The organism is Micromonospora chokoriensis, from assembly GCF_900091505.1.
Taxonomy (GTDB): Bacteria; Actinomycetota; Actinomycetes; order Mycobacteriales; family Micromonosporaceae; genus Micromonospora; species Micromonospora chokoriensis.
Genome location: NZ_LT607409.1, coordinates 3,827,710 through 3,848,921, shown reverse-complemented (window position 1 = coordinate 3,848,921; position 21,212 = coordinate 3,827,710). Strand labels below are relative to the sequence as shown.

At 71.9% G+C, this 21,212-nt stretch carries 23 protein-coding genes; 5 read left to right on the top strand and 18 right to left on the bottom strand.

All coding sequences use genetic code 11. The features are described from left to right. The first annotated feature begins 174 nt into the window (after positions 1 to 174). The 4 genes from GA0070612_RS31505 (at position 175) to GA0070612_RS17870 (ending at position 3,616) form a co-directional block, all read left to right on the top strand. The gene (locus GA0070612_RS31505) at positions 175 to 1,107 is read left to right on the top strand and encodes a hypothetical protein (protein WP_157742527.1); all 933 of its coding nucleotides are present in this window, start codon (positions 175 to 177) and stop codon (positions 1,105 to 1,107) included. A gap of 12 nt (positions 1,108 to 1,119) precedes the next feature. After that, the gene (locus tag GA0070612_RS17880) at positions 1,120 to 1,404 is read left to right on the top strand and encodes a hypothetical protein (RefSeq protein WP_088988936.1); all 285 of its coding nucleotides are present in this window, start codon (positions 1,120 to 1,122) and stop codon (positions 1,402 to 1,404) included. Positions 1,405 to 1,530: 126 nt separating this feature from the next. Continuing rightward, entirely contained in the window at positions 1,531 to 2,277 is a 747-nt protein-coding gene (locus GA0070612_RS17875; RefSeq protein WP_088988935.1) for a phosphotransferase family protein, read from the top strand. Between the two features lie 100 nt (positions 2,278 to 2,377). Continuing rightward, positions 2,378 to 3,616 carry an MFS transporter gene (locus tag GA0070612_RS17870; protein WP_088988934.1) on the top strand — a complete coding sequence of 413 codons (1,239 nt, stop codon included), beginning with the start codon at positions 2,378 to 2,380 and terminating at the stop codon, positions 3,614 to 3,616. Between the two features lie 25 nt (positions 3,617 to 3,641). Here the strand turns inward: GA0070612_RS17870 and GA0070612_RS17865 are convergent, their stop codons facing one another. From GA0070612_RS17865 to GA0070612_RS17855, 3 genes are all read right to left on the bottom strand, one after another. Beyond that, a complete protein-coding gene (locus GA0070612_RS17865; RefSeq protein WP_088991581.1) occupies positions 3,642 to 4,034 on the bottom strand; it encodes a nuclear transport factor 2 family protein in 393 nt (130 codons plus the stop codon). 127 nt (positions 4,035 to 4,161) lie between these two features. Further along, a complete protein-coding gene (locus GA0070612_RS17860; RefSeq protein ID WP_088988933.1) occupies positions 4,162 to 5,034 on the bottom strand; it encodes an NmrA/HSCARG family protein in 873 nt (290 codons plus the stop codon). Between the two features lie 71 nt (positions 5,035 to 5,105). After that, entirely contained in the window at positions 5,106 to 6,593 is a 1,488-nt protein-coding gene (locus tag GA0070612_RS17855; protein WP_088988932.1) for an MFS transporter, read from the bottom strand. Positions 6,594 to 6,702: 109 nt separating this feature from the next. Between GA0070612_RS17855 and GA0070612_RS17850 the strand changes: the two genes are divergently transcribed. Continuing rightward, a complete protein-coding gene (locus GA0070612_RS17850; RefSeq protein WP_088988931.1) occupies positions 6,703 to 7,416 on the top strand; it encodes a TetR/AcrR family transcriptional regulator in 714 nt (237 codons plus the stop codon). Positions 7,417 to 7,458: 42 nt separating this feature from the next. Here the strand turns inward: GA0070612_RS17850 and GA0070612_RS17845 are convergent, their stop codons facing one another. From GA0070612_RS17845 to GA0070612_RS17775, 15 genes are all read right to left on the bottom strand, one after another. Continuing rightward, entirely contained in the window at positions 7,459 to 8,391 is a 933-nt protein-coding gene (locus GA0070612_RS17845) for an MBL fold metallo-hydrolase (protein WP_088988930.1), read from the bottom strand. Then, the gene (locus GA0070612_RS17840; RefSeq protein ID WP_088988929.1) at positions 8,388 to 9,320 is read right to left on the bottom strand and encodes an aromatase/cyclase; all 933 of its coding nucleotides are present in this window, start codon (positions 9,318 to 9,320) and stop codon (positions 8,388 to 8,390) included. Before GA0070612_RS17840 ends, GA0070612_RS17845 begins: the two co-directional genes overlap by 4 nt. Before the next feature lie 3 nt (positions 9,321 to 9,323). Then, the gene (locus tag GA0070612_RS17835; RefSeq protein ID WP_088988928.1) at positions 9,324 to 9,581 is read right to left on the bottom strand and encodes an acyl carrier protein; all 258 of its coding nucleotides are present in this window, start codon (positions 9,579 to 9,581) and stop codon (positions 9,324 to 9,326) included. A gap of 15 nt (positions 9,582 to 9,596) precedes the next feature. Then, complete coding sequence (locus tag GA0070612_RS17830; RefSeq protein WP_088988927.1) at positions 9,597 to 10,826, bottom strand: ketosynthase chain-length factor; 1,230 nt, start codon at positions 10,824 to 10,826, stop codon at positions 9,597 to 9,599. Continuing rightward, positions 10,823 to 12,088 (bottom strand): beta-ketoacyl-[acyl-carrier-protein] synthase family protein, encoded by a 1,266-nt coding sequence (locus GA0070612_RS17825; protein WP_088988926.1) that lies wholly within the window; start codon positions 12,086 to 12,088, stop codon positions 10,823 to 10,825. The genes GA0070612_RS17830 and GA0070612_RS17825 overlap by 4 nt, the downstream gene beginning before the upstream one ends. Then, positions 12,085 to 12,444 (bottom strand): antibiotic biosynthesis monooxygenase, encoded by a 360-nt coding sequence (locus GA0070612_RS32535; protein ID WP_088988925.1) that lies wholly within the window; start codon positions 12,442 to 12,444, stop codon positions 12,085 to 12,087. The genes GA0070612_RS17825 and GA0070612_RS32535 overlap by 4 nt, the downstream gene beginning before the upstream one ends. Before the next feature lie 26 nt (positions 12,445 to 12,470). Further along, positions 12,471 to 13,586: an acyl-CoA dehydrogenase family protein gene (locus tag GA0070612_RS17815; protein WP_088988924.1), complete on the bottom strand. Its 1,116-nt coding sequence runs from the start codon at positions 13,584 to 13,586 to the stop codon at positions 12,471 to 12,473. A gap of 75 nt (positions 13,587 to 13,661) precedes the next feature. Further along, complete coding sequence (locus tag GA0070612_RS17810) at positions 13,662 to 14,555, bottom strand: NmrA/HSCARG family protein (RefSeq protein WP_088988923.1); 894 nt, start codon at positions 14,553 to 14,555, stop codon at positions 13,662 to 13,664. 43 nt (positions 14,556 to 14,598) lie between these two features. Continuing rightward, positions 14,599 to 15,417 (bottom strand): DUF6081 family protein, encoded by an 819-nt coding sequence (locus GA0070612_RS17805; protein WP_088988922.1) that lies wholly within the window; start codon positions 15,415 to 15,417, stop codon positions 14,599 to 14,601. Between the two features lie 91 nt (positions 15,418 to 15,508). Next, complete coding sequence (locus GA0070612_RS17800) at positions 15,509 to 15,907, bottom strand: PPOX class F420-dependent oxidoreductase (protein WP_088988921.1); 399 nt, start codon at positions 15,905 to 15,907, stop codon at positions 15,509 to 15,511. Between the two features lie 9 nt (positions 15,908 to 15,916). Further along, positions 15,917 to 17,506: an MFS transporter gene (locus GA0070612_RS17795; RefSeq protein ID WP_231924231.1), complete on the bottom strand. Its 1,590-nt coding sequence runs from the start codon at positions 17,504 to 17,506 to the stop codon at positions 15,917 to 15,919. A 21-nt stretch (positions 17,507 to 17,527) separates the two neighbouring features. Then, the gene (locus tag GA0070612_RS17790; RefSeq protein ID WP_088988920.1) at positions 17,528 to 18,445 is read right to left on the bottom strand and encodes an NADP-dependent oxidoreductase; all 918 of its coding nucleotides are present in this window, start codon (positions 18,443 to 18,445) and stop codon (positions 17,528 to 17,530) included. An 87-nt stretch (positions 18,446 to 18,532) separates the two neighbouring features. Then, positions 18,533 to 19,201 (bottom strand): hypothetical protein, encoded by a 669-nt coding sequence (locus GA0070612_RS17785; RefSeq protein WP_088988919.1) that lies wholly within the window; start codon positions 19,199 to 19,201, stop codon positions 18,533 to 18,535. 73 nt (positions 19,202 to 19,274) lie between these two features. Then, positions 19,275 to 20,261, bottom strand: a complete 987-nt coding sequence (locus GA0070612_RS17780; RefSeq protein ID WP_197699171.1) for a quinone oxidoreductase family protein — start codon at positions 20,259 to 20,261, stop codon at positions 19,275 to 19,277. Positions 20,262 to 20,285: 24 nt separating this feature from the next. After that, positions 20,286 to 21,212 carry a 3-hydroxyacyl-CoA dehydrogenase NAD-binding domain-containing protein gene (locus GA0070612_RS17775; protein WP_088988917.1) on the bottom strand — a complete coding sequence of 309 codons (927 nt, stop codon included), beginning with the start codon at positions 21,210 to 21,212 and terminating at the stop codon, positions 20,286 to 20,288.

Here is a 21,212-nt window from a genome sequence, read left to right as displayed (position 1 = left end):
CGATCACACGCGGGTCACCCGTCGACGGGAGGTGTAGTCCGCGTCTGCCGGGGGCAAGAACCCGCGCATGAAACGAACGGCGGGAGGCGAGGGGCGACTGCCCGGTCAGCGACACCGGACCGGAGGACCGGCCCGAACGGAACTGGCGACACGACGTCCCGCGGCCCTCGCCCGATGCGCCTGACGCACAGTCTGCCCGCCGTGGCGCTCGGCGCGGCGGCACTCGGCGCGGCGGCACTCGGCGCCGACCCCGCCCACGCCCACGCCCACGCCCACGAGCCGACACCACTGCCGTCGCCGACCGGCCCACGCCCGGCGCACGTCCCTGCCCCGTCGAACCCCGCCTCGTCGAACCCTGCCTCGCCGAACCCAGCCCCGTCGAACCCAGCCTCGTCGAACCCTGCCTCGTCGAACCCTGCCTCGCTGAGCATCGTCGAGGCGTTGGTGCCCCGCGTGGTCGAGTCACCCCTGGAAATCGTCCTACCGCTGCCGTCGGCCGTTCCCCTGCCGCTGCCGTCCGGCCTCCCCCTGCCGCTGCCCACCGAGGTTCCCCTGCCGCTGCCGTCGTCCATTCCGCTGCCGGCACTGCCCCTGCCCTCGACGTCGGCGGCACCGCCCACCGCCCTTCCTGACCTGCCTCGTACGCCTCGCCCGTCACCGTCATCCACCGCCCGCGTCGCGTCACCCGCCGCCTCCCCCGCTGCCCGCCCTGCCTCCTCGCCGCCACCGTCGTCCTCGCCGCCGTCGGCCGCGACGGTGACGGTGTCCCGTGGCGACCTCCACGGTGCCGCCGGCAGCCGGACCCGGTCGGCGGACCAGCCGCCCTCGGCGGTGATCGCGGCGGCAGCGCCGACTCCGGGCCCGCCCTTCCGCCCCGACTCCGGTCCGCCGGCGTTCGTGCTGGCGCTGGCCACCGCACCCAGCGGGTTCGGCGCCAGCGGCGTCGACGCGCCGACCTCGGCTGCCGAACGTCCGCCACCGATCTCACCGCTGTCCCGGGGTTTCACCGTGGCTGCCGTCGACATGCGGGCCACCAGCAGGCCCGTGGAGCGGGGCCCTCCACCGCCACAGCACCTCCTGATCACCCAGCCGCGTCCACGACGTTGATCAGGAGAGATCATGGAGATAGCTGTCATCTGGATCCCCGCCGACATCGAACCGTCGGAGCCTGCGGTCGCGGTGTGCCTGTCGCACCTTCGGCAGCACGACTACCGGTTGAAGGGAATCGTCCGGGCACCCTGGGAGACCGTCGAGCAGAGAATGATCGATGGTGAGGTGGACGTGGTCGTGATCGCCGACCTCGCCCACCTTCCGCCGGACCGGTCGCCCCGCATCGAGGTAGCGAACGCTGCGGCGACGTCGAGCGGCGAGGACGGATCGGCCTCCGACACGCAGTCCGACTGACACGACCACGCGCCCCGTCCACCACGGACGGGGCGCTTCGTGCGGCGCGGCCGATGGGGACCGGCGGTGTCCCACCACCCGCAAAGTCCGGCGACATCGGCGACCATCCCCGTCAGGATGGCCGGTATGGACGAGGTCGAAGTCGTCGTCGCCCACCGGCAGCGCGCGACGCTCCGCGTGGGCGACGTGTTCCTGAAGGTCGACGGAGATCCGGCGCACGCCGACGTCGAGGTACGGGCCATGGCCCTGGCACCGGTACCGACCCCGGCGATCCTCTGGCACGAGCCGCCCGTGCTCGCGATCGCCGCCGTGCCCGGCAGGGCTCTCGGTCTCCTCGGTGAACCGTCCGCCGCGTCACCGGAGGCGTGGGCCGCGGCGGGCGCAGCCATCCGCAGGCTGCACGACGCGCCGTTGCCGCCGTGGCCGGGGCGCAGACTCGACGACGTGGCGGCGGAGCTCGACGGCGAGTGCGCGTGGCTGCTCGCCAACGCCGTTCTGCCGGCCGAGGTGATCCACCGCAATCGCGAGATCGCCGGTGCCGCGCTCCGGCCGTGGAAACCGGTGTTCATCCACGGCGACCTGCAGATCACCCACGTGTTCGTCGACGGCGACAGGGTCACCGGCGTCATCGACTGGTCCGAGGCGGCGCCGGGCGACGCGATGTTCGACCTCGCCATTGTGACGCTGGGGCACGAGGAGCGCCTGGACGACCTGCTTGCCGGGTACGGCACCGACGTGGACCGGGACGTGATCCGCGCCTGGTGGTCACTGCGCAGCCTGGTGGCGTCGCGCTGGCTGATCGAGCACGGCTTCGATCCGGACGCGCCGGGGTGTGAGTTCGACGTGCTCAGATCCCGGATGCGGGAACCGTAGGCGCTTCGCTCGGTTCTCATCGAGGGCCGCCCACCTCGCGCACACAGCTCCGTTGGCGGGGTCACCTGGATCCGCGCCAACCACTATGGTGAGTTCCATTATGAGACTTACTGCCTTTTGGCGCTGGTGGGGTGCCAGCACGACGAGTCACCTCGGCTCGGCGGTCGGCGGCGTGGCCCTGCCACTGACCGCACTGACCGTCCTCGACGCGTCAGCCTTCGACATGGGTCTGATCACGGCAGCCGGCTACCTCGCGTACCTCCTGATCAGCCTGCCGGCCGGGGTGGTCGTGCAGCGGGTGCCGCTGCGCGGCATGCAGGTGACCCTGGACCTGATCCGGGCCCTGGCCATCGCGTCCGTCCCCCTGGCCTGGTGGTTCGACGCCCTGACGGTGGCCCAACTGGTCGGGGTCGCGCTGGTCGTGAGCTTCGCCAACGTGCTGTTCGACGTGGCCAACCAGACCTTCCTGCCGGAGATCGTGCCCGCCGCGCAGTTGCAGGCGCGCAACAGCCTCAACTCCGGCACCCACGCCGCCACCCAGTTGGGTGGGCCCTCCCTGGGCGGCCTCGCGGTGCAGGTGCTGGGGGCCGTGCCGACACTGTTCGTGGACGCCGTCAGCTATCTGGTCTCCGCCATGCTGCTGCGCACCCTCCCGGCCCGCACGGTGCAGCGGCCGACCGAACGACCGCCGATGGTCACCATGATCCGGGAAGGCTGGCACTTCGTGCTCCGACATCCGATCATCGGACCGGCCATGTGGGACGCCACCGCGACGAACTTCGTCAGCGGCGCGATGCTCGCGCTCTTCCCGTTCTACCTGGTGCGGGAGCTGCACGCGCCGCCGGTCATGGTCGGCCTGCTGCTCGCCGCCGACGGCCTCGGCGCCCTCATCGGCGCCGCGCTCACCACCCGGTTCACCGATCGGTTCGGCACCGCACGCGGCCTGATCATCGCGGCCTTCGCCAGCGTGCCCGGCGCGCTCATCATTCCGCTCGGCACCGGTGCCGTCGGCTACCTCGCCTTCGCCGCCGGCAACGTCATCCTCGCCGTCTCCTCGGTGGTGCTCAGCGTGACCACCCGCACCTACCGGATGCTCGCCAGCCCGCCGGAGCTCCTGTCCCGCGTGATCGCCACGGTCAAGTTCGTCTCCTGGGGTGCCATCCCGCTCGGCGGTCTGCTGGCCGGCGTCCTGGCCGGGCAGCTCGGCGCGCGTACCACCCTGCTGCTCTTCGGGGCGCTCACCGTGCTGTCCCCGATCATCTACCTGTCGACCCCGATCCGTCGGATGCGCGACCTGCCGCTCGACACCGCGCCGAAACCTGCCGAGGCCCCCGTGTGAGCGACCCCGTTCGTCGACACACTGCTCACGAGCCGTCCGGCGGGTCGGCCGGCTGCTGGCCCGGCCAGAACGGCCATTCCTCGAACGACCGGCACCGCCCGTCGTCGGCGAACCGCATGATCCACAGATCGCGGTACTCCTGCTCGACCGGGTCGCCGTAGCGGACCTCCTGACGCGACACCGCGGTGTCGCCCTCGACCGCGACGATGTCGCTGGTCATCTGGAACACCTCGTCGGGACCCTTGCGCTGCTTCTCCCACATCTGCGCGATGGCCGGCAGGCCGACGACGGGCGTCCAGTACGGCCCCTGCTGGTAGCGCGCGTCCTCGGTGAAGAGGGTGACCAGGTCGTTGGTGCCCGGCGTCCGCCACACCCGCTCGTAGGAGGCGAGCCATTCGTTGACGTGCTTCCTGTCCATGGACATCACTGTGCCATTCGGCGGGCGGCGGGCAGCCGGAACCGACAAGCCGCAGGTCACCACCGGCCGACTCCGTCGTGTGGCGGCGGCGCGGGGAGCGCCCGGACCTCCCCGCGCCGCCCCGTCGTCAGCCCTTGAGCACCCGGTCCCAGTCGACCGTCTTGGCCCAGTCGGCGTAGCTGTGCCAGGTCACACCCGGGTACTGCGCCCGCAGAGCGACCACGTCGACGAAGTCGGTGTTGTCCTCGAAACGCTGGAACATGTCCGCGATCTCGTCGCCCGCCCACTGCCTGACCTGGGCGAGGGGCATCTGCCGGTACGGGATCTCCCGGCCGATCGCCGCACTGAGGATCCGGGCCGCCTCCTCGCCGGTCACACTGTCGGAGGCCACGTCGATCCGCTTACCCACCAGCTCGTCCGGGTGCTCGATGGCGTACACCGCCAGGCCGGCGATGTCGAGCACGGTGACCTGGTCCAGCTTCTTGCCCGGCGACAGGGGGTTGGAGAGGACGCCGTCGCCCAGGCGGCTGAAGTTCAGGTTGAGCACGTTCTCGATGAAATAGACCGGTCCGAGAACCGTGGCGCGCACGTCCTGCCCACGCAGGTACGTCTCGACCACCTGCTTGCTGTCGGCATGGTCGATGTCGCTGTCCTCCAGGCGGTCCGCGCCACGGACCGACGAGTACACCAGGTGGGCGCCGACGCGGGTCGCGGTGTCGACGATCAGGCGGCCCTGGGCGATCTCCTCCTCCTTGCCACCCTCACCGAAGGGCACCGAGAGTCCGAATACCGCGTCGACGCCGGCGGCGGCGCGGCCGAGCGCCTCGGCGTCGGCGAGGTTGCCGGGGGCGAGCTGCACACCACGTGCCGCGAGCGCCTGGGCGGCGGGCGACTCGGGCGCGCGGACGTACGCGACGACCTCGTGGCCGTGGTCGAGGAGCAGGTCGCTGACCGCTCCTCCCTGGTTGCCGGTGGCACCGATGACGAGAACCTTGGTCATGGCTGCGTGTCTCCTTACGTTGACGGTACGGGGCAGGGCGGCGGGGTCAGGGCGGCGGCCGTTCAGGCGGGTCAGGGCGTCTCCGACTCGTCCCGCGCCCGACGTGGCAACAGGAAGGCGAGGACGAAGGAGAGCGCGAGGAGCCCGATCACCACGGTGAGGCCGCGCAGGATCCCGTCGGTGAAGGCCTCGCGGGAGGCCTGCGCCGAGGCGGCGTGACTGCCGACGACGCCGAAGACGATCGTGCCGATGAGGGCCACGCCGATGCCGAAACCGAGCTGCTGCACGGCGGTCAGCACGCCGCCGCCGGTGCCGGACTCCTCCGGTTCCACGTCGGCCAGCGAGATGTCGAACAGCAGGCCGATCATGATGCCCATCCCGAGACCGGAGATCGCGATCGACGGGACGAGGTCCCAGCTGGTCAGGTCGGTGGCGTGGCGCCCGATGGTGAACCGGATGAACAGCACGCCGACGATCATCACCAGCAGACCGAGGTGCAGCGCGGCCCGACCGAGCTTGGCGCCGAGGACGGCGCCGGTCAGGATCGCGCCGACGACCAGGAAGATCGCCCAGGGCATCATCGTCGCGGCCGTCCGGGTGGGACTCCAGCCCAGACCCGCCTGAAGGTAGACGCCGAGCGTCAGGGACATTCCGGCGGTGCCGGCGAAGAAGACCAGCGCCACGAGCAGGCCCGCCAGGAAGCGGGGTTTGCGCATCAGGCTCAGCTCGATCACGGCGGCCCGGCCGCTGCGCTCGCGGCGCAACTCGTACCAGGCGAAGGCGGCGAGGACCACGACGGACGCGGCCATCATCGCGAACGTCCACGCCGGCCAGTCGAGTTCGTGCCCCTGCACCAGCGGCAGGACGAGCAGGAGCAGACCGGTGGTGACCAGCGCGATGCCGCCCAGGTCGAACCTCGGGCGGGTGGTGACCCGCGACTCGGGCAGGAACCTGGCCGCCGCGTAGAGGGTGACGATGCCGATCGGCAGGTTGATCAGGAAGACCATCCGCCAGCCGGTGCCGAGCAGGTCGCTGTCGATGAGGAAGCCCGCCAGGATCGGTCCGCCGACCGCCGAGAGCCCCATCACCGGCCCGAACGCCCCGAAGGCCGCGGCCTGCTCACTGCGCGGGAACATCTGCTTGATCAGCCCCAGGCCCTGCGGGATCATCAGCGCGCCGAGGCCGCCCTGCAGCGCGCGGGCCGCGATCAGCTGCCACGGGTCCTGCACGACGGCGCAGAGCAGCGATGCCAGGGCAAAGCCGGCCGCGCCGACGAGGAACATCCGTTTGCGGCCGAACATGTCGCCCAACCGGCCACCGACGATCAGCAGGACCGCGAAGGGCAGCGTGTAGCCGGCGGTCATCCACTGGATTCCCGTGAGGCCGCCGCCGAGATCGTCCCGGATGGTCGGCGCGGCGACATTCATGATCGTGCCGTCCAAGAGGTCCATGACCTCCGCGCCGAGGATCGCCGCCAGGGCGATCCACCGGTGCCGGTACGGCTGTGGTGTCTCGTCGGCCGGCGCCTCGGGCGCTTCCTGCTCGGTCAGGGGATTCATCTCGACCTCTCCACGGCGATCAGCGTACGCTGTTCCACGCACGAACACCGTTCTAACAGCAAACACCGAATGGCGTCAACTACGATGTGTCGACCGGAGACGAGCGAGCATGGAGGCCCGCGTGACCCAGGCGATCCCCACGCCGCCATGGCAGACGCCCCCGAAACCCCCGCCCCGGCAGCCGTTGAGCCAGGAGCTGATCGTCACCACGGCACTGCGGGTCCTGGACGCCGAAGGGCTGGACGCCCTGAGCATGCGCCGCGTCGCCCAGGAGCTCCAGACCGGCCCGGCGTCGCTCTACGCCCACGTCGCCAACAAGGACGAACTGCTGGATCTGGTGTACGACCGGGTGCTCGCCGAGGTCGACATCCCCGAACCCGACCCGGCCCGCTGGGCCGAGCAGGTCAAGGAGATGCTGCGCTCGCTGCGCCAGGTCTTCCGGTCGCACCGCGACCTGGCTCGCGTGTCACTGTCGCGGATCCCGTTGGGCACCAACGGCGTGGCCGGAATGGAACGCACCATGGCGCTGCTGCGCGCCGGTGGCCTCCCCGACGACATCGCCGCCTACGCCGGCGACCTGGTGACCTCCTTCGTCACCACCGAGACACTCGACGACGCCTTCCCGGGCGCCGGCGTGGACACCAGCGCCGTCCAGGCATACGTGGCGCAGATCCACGACTACCTGACCTCACTGCCCCCGGACCGGTTCCCCCACCTCACGCAGATGGCGGGGCCGATCACGTCCCTGGACTCGGAGCGGCGCTTCGAGTTGGGCATGGAGATCATCGTGCGAGGCCTGTCGACGTACGCCGAACCGGCCTGAGCCGTCCCGCGCGCGACCGGTCGACACGCGCGGGACGGCCCGTCAGGCCAGGCAGGTCAGCGGTCGACCTCCGTTGTACTCGATCATCTCGGCCAGCACCGCGGCCACCGGCAGCGGCGCCCCCGCCGGAACGCCAGCCAGCTCGGCGTACGCCCGGTGCAGGTTCCCCACCACCCGCTCCGGGTCGAGCAGGTGCGCGAACTCCGACCAGTCCGCCGCACGGGCCGCCTCCAGCGGAGGACGTCCCTGCGGGTACGCGTCGGCCGCCACCTCGACGATCCGTCGCAGGTAACGCTCGGTCGCGTCGAGGATCTCCGGGCCGGTCACCGGACCGTGCCCGCAGACCACCGTCCGAGGCCGTAGCGCCCGCAACCGTGCCACCGCGTCGAGGGCCCCGGTGACCGAACCGAACAGCAGGAACGGCGTACACGCCGACATCAGCACGTCCCCGGCGAACAGCACCCGCTCACGCGGCAGCCACACCACGACGTCGTTGGTGGAGTGCGCCGGGCCGACGTGCAGCAGCTCGGCGCGGCGCTCCCCGACATGCACCGTCAACTCGTGCGCGAACGTGACGTCGGGCAGCACCACCTGGATGTCGCCCCACCGCACGTCCGGCCACAGCCCGGTCAACGCGAGCCCGGTCTCGGCCATCTCCTGGCGGGTCCGCTCGTGGGCGATAACGGTCGCCGAGGGGGTGAAGATCCCGTTCCCGAACGTGTGGTCGCCGTGATGATGCGTGTTGACCAGGGTGCGGACCGGGCCGGCCCGCAGCCCGGTGATCCGGTCGGCGAGGGCGCGGGCCCGCCGCTCGGTCGCCGCCGTGTCGACCAGCAGGACCCCTTCAGGCCCGGTGACGATGCCGGCGTTGCTCAGGCACCAGCCACCGTTGGGCTGGGTGTACGCGAACACCCCGTCGGCGACCTCGGTCAACTCCGCCGTCACCGACGTCGGCGCCGGCCCCGTCACGGTCATCGTCGGGCCGCCGCGTACGAGCCGGCGTGTGCCAGCGTCGTACGGCTGTTGCCGCCCAGCGCGGAGCGGACGAAGTCACGTGCGTCGGCGAGCGTGGCGCCCGCTCCGAGCACCTCCCGCACCCGGTCCGGGTCGATGGCCACCGTGTGCTCCGCGGTGACCGTGGCCCCGCCACCGTCGTCGGTGAAGAGCCACCGTCCGCTGTGGCCCAGCAGCAGGCGCGGTGGGACCAGTTGCTTGTAGACGATCCGCTCGACGGGTGTGCAGATTCGCACCGACCGGGTGGTGTGCGTCGCGCCGTCCTCGGTGACGGTGTCCATCTCCATGTCCTGCGTTCCCGGGCTCACCTCGCGCAGCACCACCCGGGCCACGTGCGGCAGCCGCTGTGGCCACTGATCGGCGCGGTTCACGAACTCGTACGCGTCGGCCGCCGCGCCGTCCACCGGCACCCGGTCGGCGAAGGTGAACACGACGTCCTCGACCGGGTGCCCGATCGTGCCGATGCGAGCCAGCGCAGCCAGCTCCACCGGGCTGTTCCGGTCCAGTGCCTCGGTGATCCAGCGGACCGACCCGGGGTCGTCACCGACGGCGGTGAACTCGTGCACCAGCACGATCTCGGTCCCGCCACCGGCGGCAGCGCGGAAGATCCACTCACCACTCATCGAGGCGATCGGCGCCTGACTGCGTTCCTGGGTGAAGCCGATCCGCAGCCCTGCCGCGTCCAGGCTGCGGCGGGACGTCCAGGTGGCCACCTCGCCGCCGACCAGCGCCCAGAGCTGGAACCGCTCGGCGGACTCCGACCGCTCCAGGTGGTGCACGTACACCGTCGGGGCGAAGATGGCCGGCCAGCGGGTGACGTCCGCGGCCAGGTCGTAGAGCACGCGGGGTGGCGCCGCGACGGTCAGCGTGTGTTCGGTCCGATGCGACACGGCTCAGCTCGCCGCGGCCAGGCTGTGCCGGATCTCGTCGAGCATGGCCCGTGGCGTGGGCAGGCCGGCGATCTTCTCGTCCGGGATCGTCACGCTGTAGTCGCGTTCCAGGATCGCGGCCGTCTCCATCACGGCCAACGAGTCGTAGCCCAGATCCTTGAACGGCACGTCGATGATGTCGCCGTCGAGGTCGACGCTCTCGTCCGCGCCCGCGCAGGCGGCCATGACGCGCCGGAGGTCGTCGAGGGTGATGTCGGTCATCTACCTGGTCCTCTCTCAGTGCTGATGTCCGGTCGTGGCCTGACCGACCACGACCGCGGAGTTGAAACCGCCCTTGCCACGGGCCAGGACGAGCGCGTACGACAGGGGGGCCTGCCGGGCCTCGCCGTACACGAGATCGAGGCCGTAGTCGTCCGGAACGTCGACGGCGCGCGGCACCGGCGGAATGACGCCGTCCCGGATCGCCAACAGGGCGGTGACGACGTCCAACGCTCCCCCACCGGCGAAGAGCCGCCCGACCAGCGCCTTCGGCGCGGCGACCGGCACGCCGCGCGGGCCGAAGATCCCGCGCAGCGCCTCCGCCTCGGCCCGGTCCAGCTCCGCGACGCCGGCCGCGTCGGCGAAGACCACACCCACGTCGGCGGGTCCGATGCCGGCATCGGCGAGGGCGGCCTCGGCCGCGCGGCGCAACGCCGGCGGGCGCGGTGAACCAGGCGGGGGATCGAAGGTCGCGGCGTACCCGACGACCCGGCCGTAGCCGGGGCCGGCACCGCGACGTCGCGCCGCGGCCTCGTCCTCCAGCACCAGGATGGCCCCGCCCTCGCCGGGCACGTAGCCGGTGGCGTCCGCGGCGAACGGCCGGTACGCCCGGTCGACCGAGTCGACGAGGCTGACCCGGCCGCTGGACAGGTGCGACGCCCAGCCCCACGGGTCGAGGGCGGAGTCGACCCCACCGGTGAGCATCAGTGGGGTACCCAGCCGGATCGAACGCCGGGCGTGCCCGATCGCGTCGAGCCCTCCGGCCTGCTCGGTGACGACGGCGCTGCTGGGCCCCCGCATACCGTTGCGGATGGAGATCTGGCCGGTGTTGACCGCGTAGAACCAGGCGAAGGACTCGTAGACGCTGACGTACTCCGGCCCCTGCGACCAGAGTTTGTGGAACTCGCGGTGGGTGAAGGCGAAGCCGCCGAGGGCGTTCGCCGTCACCACTCCCATGTCGTAGTCGGGCAGCGCGTCGGTGCGCACCTGGGCGTCGGCCAGCGCCAGGTCCGCCGCCGCCAACGCGTACCGGGTGGAGACGTCGGTCTGCGGCAGCAGTCGGCCGGGGATGTGGTCGCGGGCGTCGAAGTCGCGTATCTGCCCGGCGAGCCGGGCCGGATACCGGGACGTGTCGAACCCGGTCAGCGGTGCGATGCCGCTGACCCCGTCCAGCGTCGCCTTCCAGTACGAGTCCACCCCGAGCCCGTTCGGGGCGACGACACCAACCCCGGTGACCACCGTCGTCATCGCGTTCCCCCCGCCCGGGTGAGCACCATCGCGCTCTGGAAACCACCGAATCCGCTGCCCACCGTCAGCACGGCGTCGAGCCGGCGCTCACGCGCCACGACCGGCACGTAGTCCAGGTCGCACTCCGGGTCGGCGTCGTGCAGGTTCGCGGTGGGCGGCACCACGTTGTGCTTGATGGCCAACGCGCACGCGGCGATCTCGATGGAGCCGATCGCGCCCAGCGAGTGCCCGACCATCGACTTGATCGAGCTGACCGGCGTCCGGTACGCGTGCTCACCCAGACTCCGCTTGAACGCCGCCGTCTCGTGACGGTCGTTCTGCTTGGTGCCCGAGCCGTGCGCGTTGATGTAGTCGATCGCCTCCCGGTCGAGCCGCGACTCGGCCAGCGCGGCCCGGATCGCCTCGGCCATCTCCCGACCGTCCGTCTTCAGGCCGGTCATGTGGTACGCGTTGCTGCGCGCCCCGTACCCGCTCACCTCGGCGTAGATGTGCGCGCCGCGTGCCACCGCCCGCTCGTGCGTCTCCAGCACGAACATCGCCGCGCCCTCGGCCAGCACGAAGCCGTTGCGGGAGCCGTCGAAGGGCCGGGAGGCGCGGGCCGGCTCGTCGTTGCGTGGGGTCGTCGCCTTGATGGCGTCGAAGCAGGCGACGACGATCGGGGTGATCGGGGTGTCCGTCGCACCGGTGATCATGACGTCGGCGCTGCCCTCCCGGATGAGCTGCGCGGCCTGCCCGACCGCGTCCAGCCCGGAGGTGCAGCCGTTGGAGACCAGCGCCACCGGCCCTTCCGCCCCCACCGTCCAGGCCACGTCCGCCGGCATCGCGCCCGGGGTCAGGTAGTCGAACATGTACGGCGACAGGTGCGTCGGGTCGACCTCCCACTCCCGCCCCCGGTCGGACAGGACGAGGTACTCGTTCTCCAAACTGGTCGCGGCGGCGACCGCGCTGCCCAGGCTCACCCCGATCCGGTGCGGTTCCACGCCGTCGAGGTCGAGACCGCTGTCGGCCACCGCCTCGCGGGTGCACACCACGGCGAACTGGGTGGCCCGGTCCATCCGGCGGATCTCACGTGGGGTGAAGCCCTCGGCCTCGGCGTCGAAGTCGCACTCGCCGGCCACCTGGGAACGGTAGGGCGCGGGGTCGAAGAAGCTGATCCGGCGGGTGGCCGTGCGGCCTGCGGTGAGCAGGTCCCAGAACTCCTCGGCGCCCGAGCCGCCCGGGGTGCGTACGCCGATCCCGGTGATCACGACCCGGCGGCTCACGCGGACGTCTCCTCGACCGGTGCCGGCAGGATGCTGGCGGCGAGCGTGCAGAAGACCGAGCGCGGCGGGCCGGTGAGGCCCGGCAGCGCGCTGAGTGACGCTCGCACCTCGGCCGACCGGGGATTGTTCGTGAAGGACTCGCGGTAGGCCGCCTCGCTGCTCCACTGGGCGTAGTTGACGACCTGGGTGCCGTCGGAGCTGATGTGGTAGTTGGCGGAGAGGAAGCCGGGCACCGCCCGGATCCATTCCTGCACTCCCCCGGTCGCCAGCTCGACCAGCTCGCGTGCCGTCTCCGGGCCGTCGGTGGGAAAGGTGACGATCGCGACGAAGCCCGCGTCCGTCCTGGTCGGATCCACTGTTTGCCTCCGGAAGTGTGGTGTCGTCAGCGGCCGGCGAGTAGCCGGCCGGCGTAGGCGCTGGCCGCGGTGCCGAACTGCAGGCCGATGTGGCTGGCCGCCGCGTGCGCGTCCCGCCAGAACCGCTGCAGCGGGTTGTTCTCGGTCTGGGCGCGGGTGCCCGCCGTGGTGAAGAGTCGGTCCGTCGCCGCGACCAGCGTCTCGGCGGCGAGGGCGCAGTCGCGCGAGCCGCGGGTCACCGCCAGCGGGGTCACGCCGCCCGCGTCCGCCACCCGCGCCACCCGTTCCAGGAGGAGCTGCGCCGCGTCGATCTCACCGTGCGCCCGCGCCAGGGTCTGCTCGTACGCTCCCCGGTCGAGGGCCGAGATCGCGTTCGAGCCGCCGCCGAGCTTCTCGGCGACCCACGGGGTCCAGGCCGCCGCCGCGCCTCGCGCCGCTCCCAGGACCGGCACGGCGAAGGCCAGGCCGTTGACGGCGCGCATCGGCACGGTGTGGCAGATCGCCTCGGCGGCCACCGCGTCGCCGGTGGCGATGCTCTCCCGGCTGCATCCGCGCTCGCTCGGGACGAAGACGTCGTCCAGGATCAACGTGTTGCTGCCGGTGCCCCGCATGCCCATGGTGTGCCAGGTGTCGGCGATCCGGTAGGTGTCGCGGGGCACCGCGAAGAACCACGGCTGCGGACGGTCCGCACCGGGCGTCATCGCGCAGACCAGGGCCCAGTCGGAGTACTCGACGATGCTGACGAACGGCCAACTGCCGGACAGCCGCCAGCCTCCCTCGGTGGGCTCGGCCCGGCCCAGGGGCATCAGCGCCCCGACGACCAGCGCGTCCGGCCCGTCCGACCAGACCTCGGCCTGACCCTCGACCGGCAGGTACGCGGTCATCCGGCCCAGCGCCGCGGTGAGCGACGCGCACCAGGCGGTCGACACGCACGCCTCGCCCAACACCGCCACCGGCTCGACCAGACCGGTGAACGTCGAGGCCCGGCCACCGAACCGGGTCGGCACGAAGTGCCTGGCGAACCCGGCCGCGACGACTCCCCGGACCACCTCCGGGTCCAGCCTGCGGTTGGTCTCCGCGTCGGCGGCGTTCTTCGCCGCGAGCTCGACGACGTCACGTGTCGCCGCCAACAGATCCGGCATCTCGGCCCCCCTTATCGATTCGGTTTCCACCATGGCGTCGCGCGCTCGTACGCGACTCGTGTCGCGGTGGGTCGGTCACTCGGTCGGCGCGGGCGGCAGCGGCTGCCAGTTGGTCTTCGCCAGCCACTGGTCGAGGGTGAGCAGCCCGGGGAACTGGGCCCGCAGTGCGGGAATGTCGGCGTGGTAGCCGATGCCGTTGAGCCAGCGGTAGGAGATGGACTGCCAGACCAGACCCTCCTCGTGCAGCTGGTCCAGCGGCACCGACTCGAACCGGGCCGGGAGGCCGGTGTGTCGGCCGAACGCGGCGGCGAGTTCGTCGCCGGACACCTCGTCACCGGCGAGTTCGATCTTCGCCCCGATGTGCCGCTGCGGGTTGTCGAAGGCGTCGGCCGCGAAGTAGCCGATGTCCGGTCCGCTGATCATCTGGAGGGTGTTGGTCGGGCCCAGCCCGCGCCGGAACACCAACTCACCGTCGACCAGGACGAGCGGTGACATGTCGTGGTTGAGGTTCTCCATGAAGTACGAGGGGCGCAGGAAGGTGAACGGCAGGCCGTTCTCGACGATCCGCTGCTCGATGGCGAGCTTGGACAGCCGCCAGTTGATGCCCTCGGGCCGCTCGGCGCCGCCCACGGAGCTGTGCACGTAGTGCTGGACGCCGAACTCCTTCGCCGCGTCCGCGCAGGTCTTGCCGTGCCGCTCCTCACCCTCCACACCGTGCTCGCTCATCGGGGTCTGGATGCTGAACACCCCGTAGACGTCCTTCATCGCCTGCCGTACCGACTCGGCGTCCTCCAGGTCGCCGACCGCGAGGCTCGCGCCCAGGTCGGCCAACGCCCTGGCCTTCGCGGCGTTCGGGTCGCGGACGAACGCGCGGACCGACCAGCCGCGCCGCAGAAGGTGACGGGCGGTCGATCCACCCTGCTTGCCGGTGGCGCCGAGCACGAGCACGGTCCGGTCGGGAGAAGACACGGTTGACCTCCAGAAGTGACGGAAGGAGAGGTGGCGGGTGGCGTCAGGAACGTGGGACGGCGGTGACCCGCAGTCGGCCGGCGGACAGCTCGACGCCCTGGCCGTACATGCGGTCGGCGAACAGGCCGAGGCCGTAGCTGAACTGGCCGGGCAGCACCGACTCCTCGACACCGCCGTTGTCGCGCTTGAGGTACGCCGCGTCGAGGCAGCGCGTGCCGACCCGGTCGACCGACAGCACCTCTGCCCCGTCGACCCGCCACCGGGCGGTGCCGGTCGCCCGCTCGAAGGAGACCTCCAACCGGTGCACCTGCTCGGGCCGGCGGTCCGCCACCGGCACCGCGTAGGTGAACGCCGCGAAACGTGCCTCCGGACGCAGCTCCAGCCGCTCGTACACCGCGTAGAGCCGGTGGTGCGTGAGGAAGAAGTCGAACACGATGCCGGATTCCAGGTCGACGGAGATGAGCCCTCCGGCGCCGAGCCGGATGTCGACGGTGGCGTCGGCGACGTCGTCGTACGGGTGGGTGTCCAGCCCGAACCCGCGCAGTGCCACGTCGGCCGACACTGTCAGCAGGTGCCCGTCGACGGTCTCGAAACCCGGGCGGCCGGACGGGGACACGTGCGTGGTGAACGCCGCCCACCGCAGGTGCTGCACCGGTGTCGCCGGCTGCGCGAAGGCCGGCGCGCCGGAACGGGCGTCGACCCCGGTCGGTACGACCACCAGGCCGTCGGGGGTGGTACGGACGACGCCGTCACCGGTCGGCAGGGCGTCGACGGGGCGGAGCCGCCAGGGCGCCCCCGCTCCGCTGCGTACGCCGTCGGTGAAGTCGTCCTCGAAGAGTTGCTGCGCTGTCGGTGCCGTCATCTGCGCCCCTCCCGGCTGTCCCGCGGTTGCAGGTCAACGGTGTCAGGGCGGGCTCGCGGCCCACTCGAGGAGCGCTATGTCAGCCGGTCGGTCACGGCTCGACGTCGCGGCCGGCCATCGGCGCGTCGTCGATCCCCCAGGTGATGATGCGACGCGGCCGGATCCGGATCATCGCCGATCCGAAGTAGGGGTGCGGCGGTTCCACGTCCACCAGTGCCTCGGCGTGGCCGCGGATCTCGATGCCCCGGGCCTTCCACGGGTTGGTCGAGGCCAGGTCGTCGACGACGAACGCCACCCGCGGGTCGGCCTTGATGTTGCGGAACTTACGGCTGGAGGTCAGGTTGTGACCGCCGATGTCGATCGTGCCGGTGGTCGGGTTGTAGGTGAAGGCGACCGGGTTGTTCTGCGGGGCGCCGCTGGGCGCGACCGAGGCCAACCGGCCCAGTCGCTGCGAGGTCAGGTACTCGATCTCCACATCGGTGAAGGACATCGGTTCATCCTAGGGCTTCGGTGACGATTCGACTGCGTAGCGCTGTGGCCGGTCGGGCGTGGGCGCGGTGGGTCGGTCCTGGGTCGGCAGCGTCCGAGGCAGCCAGCGCACTGTGACCACCGCCCCGGCCAGCGCCAACAGCGCAGCGAGCACCGCGGTGAGGTGCATCGCGTCGATGAACGCCGCGCGGGCCGCCACGACCAGGGCTTCGGTGTCGCCGCCCCACGTGTGCGCGGCGGCCAGCGTCGCGTCGAGCGACTCGCCCGCGTCGTGCCGTGCCGCGGCGGGCAGCACCGTCAACTCGTCGGAGACGCCGGCGCGGTAGGTCGACGCGAGCACCGAACCGAGCACCGCCACCCCGAGCACGTTGCCCACCTGCCGGATGGTGTTGTTCATCGCCGAACTGACCCCGGCCTTCTCCCGGGGGACGGCGGTCATGATGGACATCGACGCGGCCGGCAGCACCGCGGCCATCCCGCCGCCCAGCAGGGCGAACATCGGCACCAGCGCCCACGGTGGCGTGTGCTGGCGAACCAGGGCCACCCCGAGCAGCGCGGCGCCCACCGACAGGAGCCCGGCGGCGCAGACCGCCCTGGGCCCGTGTCGGCGGACCGCCGCCGCGCTGAGCGGGCCGACCAGGACGTTGGCGGCGGCCAGCGCCAGCGTGAAGGAACCCGCGCGCAGCGGGCTGTAGCCGCGCACACTCTGCAGGTAGAACGCGCTGAAGAACAGGAAACCCAGCATCGCGAAGGACACGAAACCGACCGCCGCCAGCGCGGCGGAGAAGGCCGGATCGCGCAGGAAGGACAGCTCGAAGGCGGGCTGCGCGGCCCGCCGCTCGTGGCGGACGAACAGCCACAGCGCGGCCACGCCGACCAGGATCGGCGCCCACACCCGCACGTCGGCCAGGGTGCCCAGTCGACCTCCGGCGATCACTCCGGACACCAGCGCGGCGAGACCGGCGACCGACAGCCCCACGCCCGGCAGGTCCAGGCCCCGGTCGGGGTGTCCCCGACTCTCCGGCACCACCAGCAGCACGGCGACGACGCAGCCGAGCACCAGCGGCACATTGACCAGGAAGATCGAGCCCCACCAGAACCGGGACAGCAGCAGCCCTCCGGTGATCGGCCCGATGGCCAGGGCGAAGCCCACCGCCCCGGCCCAGACGCCGATCGCCCGGGGTCGCTCGCGCATCGGGAAGACCGCCGCGATCACGGCCAGCGTGGACGGCATGACCGCGGCGGCGCCGACGCCCATCACGGCCCGGGTAATGATCAAGGTCAGCGGGTTGTCGGCGTACGCCGAGGCCAGCGATGCCAGCCCGAACACCGCCAGCCCGACCAGCAGCAGACGGCGTCGGCCGAAGCGGTCGGCCGCCGCGCCGCAGGCGAAGAGCAACGCCGCGAAGACCAACGTGTACGAGCTGAGGATCCACTCCAACTGGCTGTGCGTCGCGCCGAGACCGTGCCGAGGATCGGTGAGGGTCCGTAGCGCGACGTTCAGCACCGTGTTGTCCAGGATGATCGACAGTAGGCAGCACACCAGCACCGCGAGGATCCGCCAGCGTCGAGGGTGTCCGGAGTCGGGGGGCGGCGGCACGGTGTCCTCCAGGTGGAGCCGTCAGACGACGAGGGCGAGCTTCCCGCGTACGTGCCCGGCCTCGGCCTCGCGGTGGGCGTCGGCGGCCTGCCGCAGCGGGTACGTGCGCTGCACGTGCAGCCGCAGGCCGCCCTCGTCGTACAGCTGGGTCAGGGTGGCCAGGGTCTCCGCGGACCGCTCGCCGCGCAGCATGGTGATTCCGTGCTGGCCGGCGGCGCGGAAGTTGGCGATGGTGCCGATGCTCGCGCGGTCCGGCACCAACGCCAGCGACACGTCCAGCGCCTCCTGGCCGCCGTGGGCGTCGAGCGCGACGTCCACACCCGCCGGGGCCAGCGCCCGGACGCGGTCGGCGAGGCCCGGGCCGTAGGCGACCGGCTCCGCGCCGAGGGACCGCAGGTAGTCGTGGTTGCCGGGGCTGGCGGTGCCGATGACCGTCGTCGCGCCGAAGGCCCGGGCCAGTTGCACCGCGACCGTGCCGACGCCACCGGCGGCGGCGTGCACCAGCACGGTCTGCCCGCTGGTGACCCGTAGGGCACGCAGCGCGTTGTACGCCGTCTGTCCCACCGCGGAGAGCGAGCCGGCGGCCTCCCACGACAGGTCGGCGGGCTTGGTGACGACCTGGTCGACGCCGACCACGAGCACCTCGGTGTACGACTGCATGAAGGCGAAGCCCAGCACCTCGTCGCCGACGGCGAAGCCCGTCACGTCCGGCCCGGTCTGGTCGACCACGCCGGCGAACTCGTTGCCGAGCACCTGCGGGAAGGTCGCCGGGTAGATGGACTGCATGAACCCGGACCGGATCCGACAGTCGATCAGGTTGACGCCGGCGGCCCGCACGCGCACGCGGAGTTGGCCGGGCCCGGCGGACGGCTCGGGCACCTCCAACGGTCGCAGAACGTCAACGTCGCCGAACTCAGTGATCGCCATCGCGAGCGGCATGAGGGTTCCTTTCAGTGCTTTTGATCAGTGGAGTCCCATTGTCGCGGAGAGGGGCGGGCCCCGGTGTCCCGACGCCCGCCCCGTCCGTCACCTGGTGACTGTCACCCGCGCCAGCTCCACCGGCGGCAGGGCCGGGTCGGGGAAGCACTGGAACGGACCCCACTCGTTCAGGATCGGCTGGTAGCGGAACCAGCCGAAGCCCGGCTCCACGTAGCTGCGGCCACCGGGGGCGAACACGACGGCACCGGCCTTCTTTCCCGCCTTCAGGTGCACCGCCAGCGAGGGCAGGTCGAACTCGACGCCACCCGTGAACGGGCCGCTGCTGCGCACCACCAGCGCGCCGTCGCGCTCCTCGACCCAGGTGAACGCCGCACCCAGACCGGAGCCGCCGACCAGCGAGTAGCTCTTGACCTTGGCGTCGCGCGGGATCGCGTAGGCCACCTGGACGTCGGTCACGGTCTGGTTGTACTCCGCGAACGCGGTGATCGGCGTGGGGTCGAGCGTCACGTCGAACTCGGCCCCGGCGGCGACCGAGGTCGGTGCCGTGACGTCGAAGTCACGGCTGTAGACGACCGGGTGGAAGCCCTGCTGCACGGTGGTGCGGCAGTCGTAGGCGACGGTGCTGTGGGTGGTCACGGGCGTCGGCGGCGTGGCCGCGCCGGCACTGACGTTCGCGACACCCACCGACGCGAGCACCCCGCTGAGCGCCACGGCACCCATGCCCAACCGGCCGATCCATCTCCTGTTTCCTGCCATCTCATCTCCTTGTGAGGTACCGAAACTGACCACAATGGACGGTACGGACGGTGACCTGAGCCTGGCTCGAAGCTCAGTCCAGCCCTGGTATGAGCACCACCCGACCGGGGTGGGCCCGGCTCTCCACCAGCTCGTGGGCCCGCGCGGCGTCGGTCAACGGCAGTCGCGCGTGCACTGCCGAGCGGAGCCGCCCGTCGAGCAGGCGGGAGGTCAGGTCGTCGAGGACCTCGCGGTACTCGTCGGGTCGACCACCCCGCCACGCCGACAGGGCGAACCCGGCGACGTAGCGCAGACCGATCAGTTTCATCAGCGGCACGGTGGGCACGGCCAGCTCCGCCGCCGAGGAGCCGTAGAAGACCAGGCGGCCGCCGGGCGCGAGCAGGTCGAGGCCCTGCTCGACGACATCCCCACCGATGCTCTCCAGGACGACGTCGACGCCACGGCCACCGGTGGCGGAGCGCACCTCGCCCGCCCAGTCGGCCCGCCTGTAGTCGACCGCCACGTCCGCGCCGAGCGAGAGGGCGAAGTCGCGCTTCGACGCCGAGCCGGCGGTCGCCACCACCAGGCTCGCGCCTGCCGCCTTCGCCAGTTGTACGGCCAGGTGGCCGATGCCGCCGGCGGCGGCGTGCACCAGAACGGTGTCCCCCTTGCGCAGCAACGCGGTGCGCAGCACACCACCGGCGATCAGACCGGTGCCCGGCAGCACCGCCGCCTCGGCCGCGTCCACCGACTCCGGCACCGGCACGAGGGTGGCGGCGTCGACCACGACCTCCTCGGCGTACGCGCCGTAGAGGGTGAAGGCGCCGACCCGGTCGCCGACCCGGACACCTGTCACGTCGCCGCCGACCCCGGTGATCCGCCCGACCACGTCACCGCCCAACACCACCGGGAAGACCGGTCTCCACATCGGCGCCGGGAAGACGTCGCGCCGCATCTGCGTCTGCGCGTGGCCCACGCTGATCGCCTCGGCCCGGATCCGCACCTCGCCCGGACCGGGCTGCGGCCGGGAGACGTCGGCGGCGACGAGCACCTCCGGCCCGCCGTAACTGTCGAACTGCATCACTCGCATCTGTGCGCGCTCCCATCAGGAAGGTTCGGCCCGGGCACGGGCGAGGGCTTCGAGCACCGCCAGGTGCATCCGGTCGCGGTCGGCTGCCAGCTCGGCGTAGGTGCGGTCGCCGTACGCCTGCTCGGTCTGTGTGACCAGCAGCTCCCGGGTCTGGTCGGTCAGGGCCGGCGTGCCCAGCTGAGCCCAGCCCCGTTCCAGGCCGGCGCCCAGGTGCGACAGCCACCCGCGCAGGCCACCCTCCCCGCCGCCCAGGTGGAACGCCTGGAACGGGCCCATGGTCGACCAGCGCAGGCCGATCGAGTGGGTGACGAGGTGGTCGAGTTCCGGCACGGTCAGCACCCCCTCCACGACGAGGTGGATGCACTCGCGCAGCACCGCCGACTGGAGCCGGTTGGCGGCGAACGCCGGCAGGGCGCGGCGGAGCAGCACCGGATGCCGACCCACCGACCGCAGGAACGCCATCGCCTGGTCGACGGCCGCCGGTGCGGTGGCGTCGCCGGCGACGACCTCCACCAGCGGCACCAGGTGCGGCGGGTTGAAGGGATGACCCACGACCAGCCGGGCGGGGTCCCGCATCCGGGCCCCGAGGTCGTCGGGGAGCAGCTTCGACGTCGATGACAGCAACAGCGCCTCGGTGCCGGTCCGCTCGATGGTGGCGAACAGCTGCTGCTTCAGCTCCAGGTCGTCGGGCACGTTCTCGGAGACGACCTCGGCGTCGGCGACCGCGCGGGCCAGGTCCGGCTCGAACTCGATCCGGTCCAGCAGCGTCGCCGGATCCGGCGCCCCCGGCAGCGCGGGCGCGAACAGCTCCAGCCCGGCCCGGACCACCTTCTCGGCGTCCGGCCGGCGGCTGACCACCCGCACCGGCAACCCGTGCGCGGTGAACAGCGCGATCCAGCCGGTCCCGATGGTGCCGACGCCGATGACGACGACCGCACCCAC

What these genes read in the sequence shown, in the direction of transcription:
- GA0070612_RS31505 (WP_157742527.1), top strand. Translation starts at nt 175, where the DNA reads ATGCGCCTGACGCACAGTCTGCCCGCCGTGGCGCTCGGCGCGGCGGCA.
- GA0070612_RS17880 (WP_088988936.1), top strand. Translation starts at nt 1,120, where the DNA reads ATGGAGATAGCTGTCATCTGGATCCCCGCCGACATCGAACCGTCGGAG.
- GA0070612_RS17875 (WP_088988935.1), top strand. Translation starts at nt 1,531, where the DNA reads ATGGACGAGGTCGAAGTCGTCGTCGCCCACCGGCAGCGCGCGACGCTC.
- GA0070612_RS17870 (WP_088988934.1), top strand. Translation starts at nt 2,378, where the DNA reads ATGAGACTTACTGCCTTTTGGCGCTGGTGGGGTGCCAGCACGACGAGT.
- GA0070612_RS17865 (WP_088991581.1), bottom strand. Translation starts at nt 4,034, where the DNA reads ATGGACAGGAAGCACGTCAACGAATGGCTCGCCTCCTACGAGCGGGTG.
- GA0070612_RS17860 (WP_088988933.1), bottom strand. Translation starts at nt 5,034, where the DNA reads ATGACCAAGGTTCTCGTCATCGGTGCCACCGGCAACCAGGGAGGAGCG.
- GA0070612_RS17855 (WP_088988932.1), bottom strand. Translation starts at nt 6,593, where the DNA reads ATGAATCCCCTGACCGAGCAGGAAGCGCCCGAGGCGCCGGCCGACGAG.
- GA0070612_RS17850 (WP_088988931.1), top strand. Translation starts at nt 6,703, where the DNA reads ATGGAGGCCCGCGTGACCCAGGCGATCCCCACGCCGCCATGGCAGACG.
- GA0070612_RS17845 (WP_088988930.1), bottom strand. Translation starts at nt 8,391, where the DNA reads ATGACCGTGACGGGGCCGGCGCCGACGTCGGTGACGGCGGAGTTGACC.
- GA0070612_RS17835 (WP_088988928.1), bottom strand. Translation starts at nt 9,581, where the DNA reads ATGACCGACATCACCCTCGACGACCTCCGGCGCGTCATGGCCGCCTGC.
- GA0070612_RS17830 (WP_088988927.1), bottom strand. Translation starts at nt 10,826, where the DNA reads ATGACGACGGTGGTCACCGGGGTTGGTGTCGTCGCCCCGAACGGGCTC.
- GA0070612_RS17815 (WP_088988924.1), bottom strand. Translation starts at nt 13,586, where the DNA reads ATGCCGGATCTGTTGGCGGCGACACGTGACGTCGTCGAGCTCGCGGCG.
- GA0070612_RS17805 (WP_088988922.1), bottom strand. Translation starts at nt 15,417, where the DNA reads ATGACGGCACCGACAGCGCAGCAACTCTTCGAGGACGACTTCACCGAC.
- GA0070612_RS17800 (WP_088988921.1), bottom strand. Translation starts at nt 15,907, where the DNA reads ATGTCCTTCACCGATGTGGAGATCGAGTACCTGACCTCGCAGCGACTG.
- GA0070612_RS17790 (WP_088988920.1), bottom strand. Translation starts at nt 18,445, where the DNA reads ATGCCGCTCGCGATGGCGATCACTGAGTTCGGCGACGTTGACGTTCTG.
- GA0070612_RS17785 (WP_088988919.1), bottom strand. Translation starts at nt 19,201, where the DNA reads ATGGCAGGAAACAGGAGATGGATCGGCCGGTTGGGCATGGGTGCCGTG.
- GA0070612_RS17780 (WP_197699171.1), bottom strand. Translation starts at nt 20,261, where the DNA reads ATGCAGTTCGACAGTTACGGCGGGCCGGAGGTGCTCGTCGCCGCCGAC.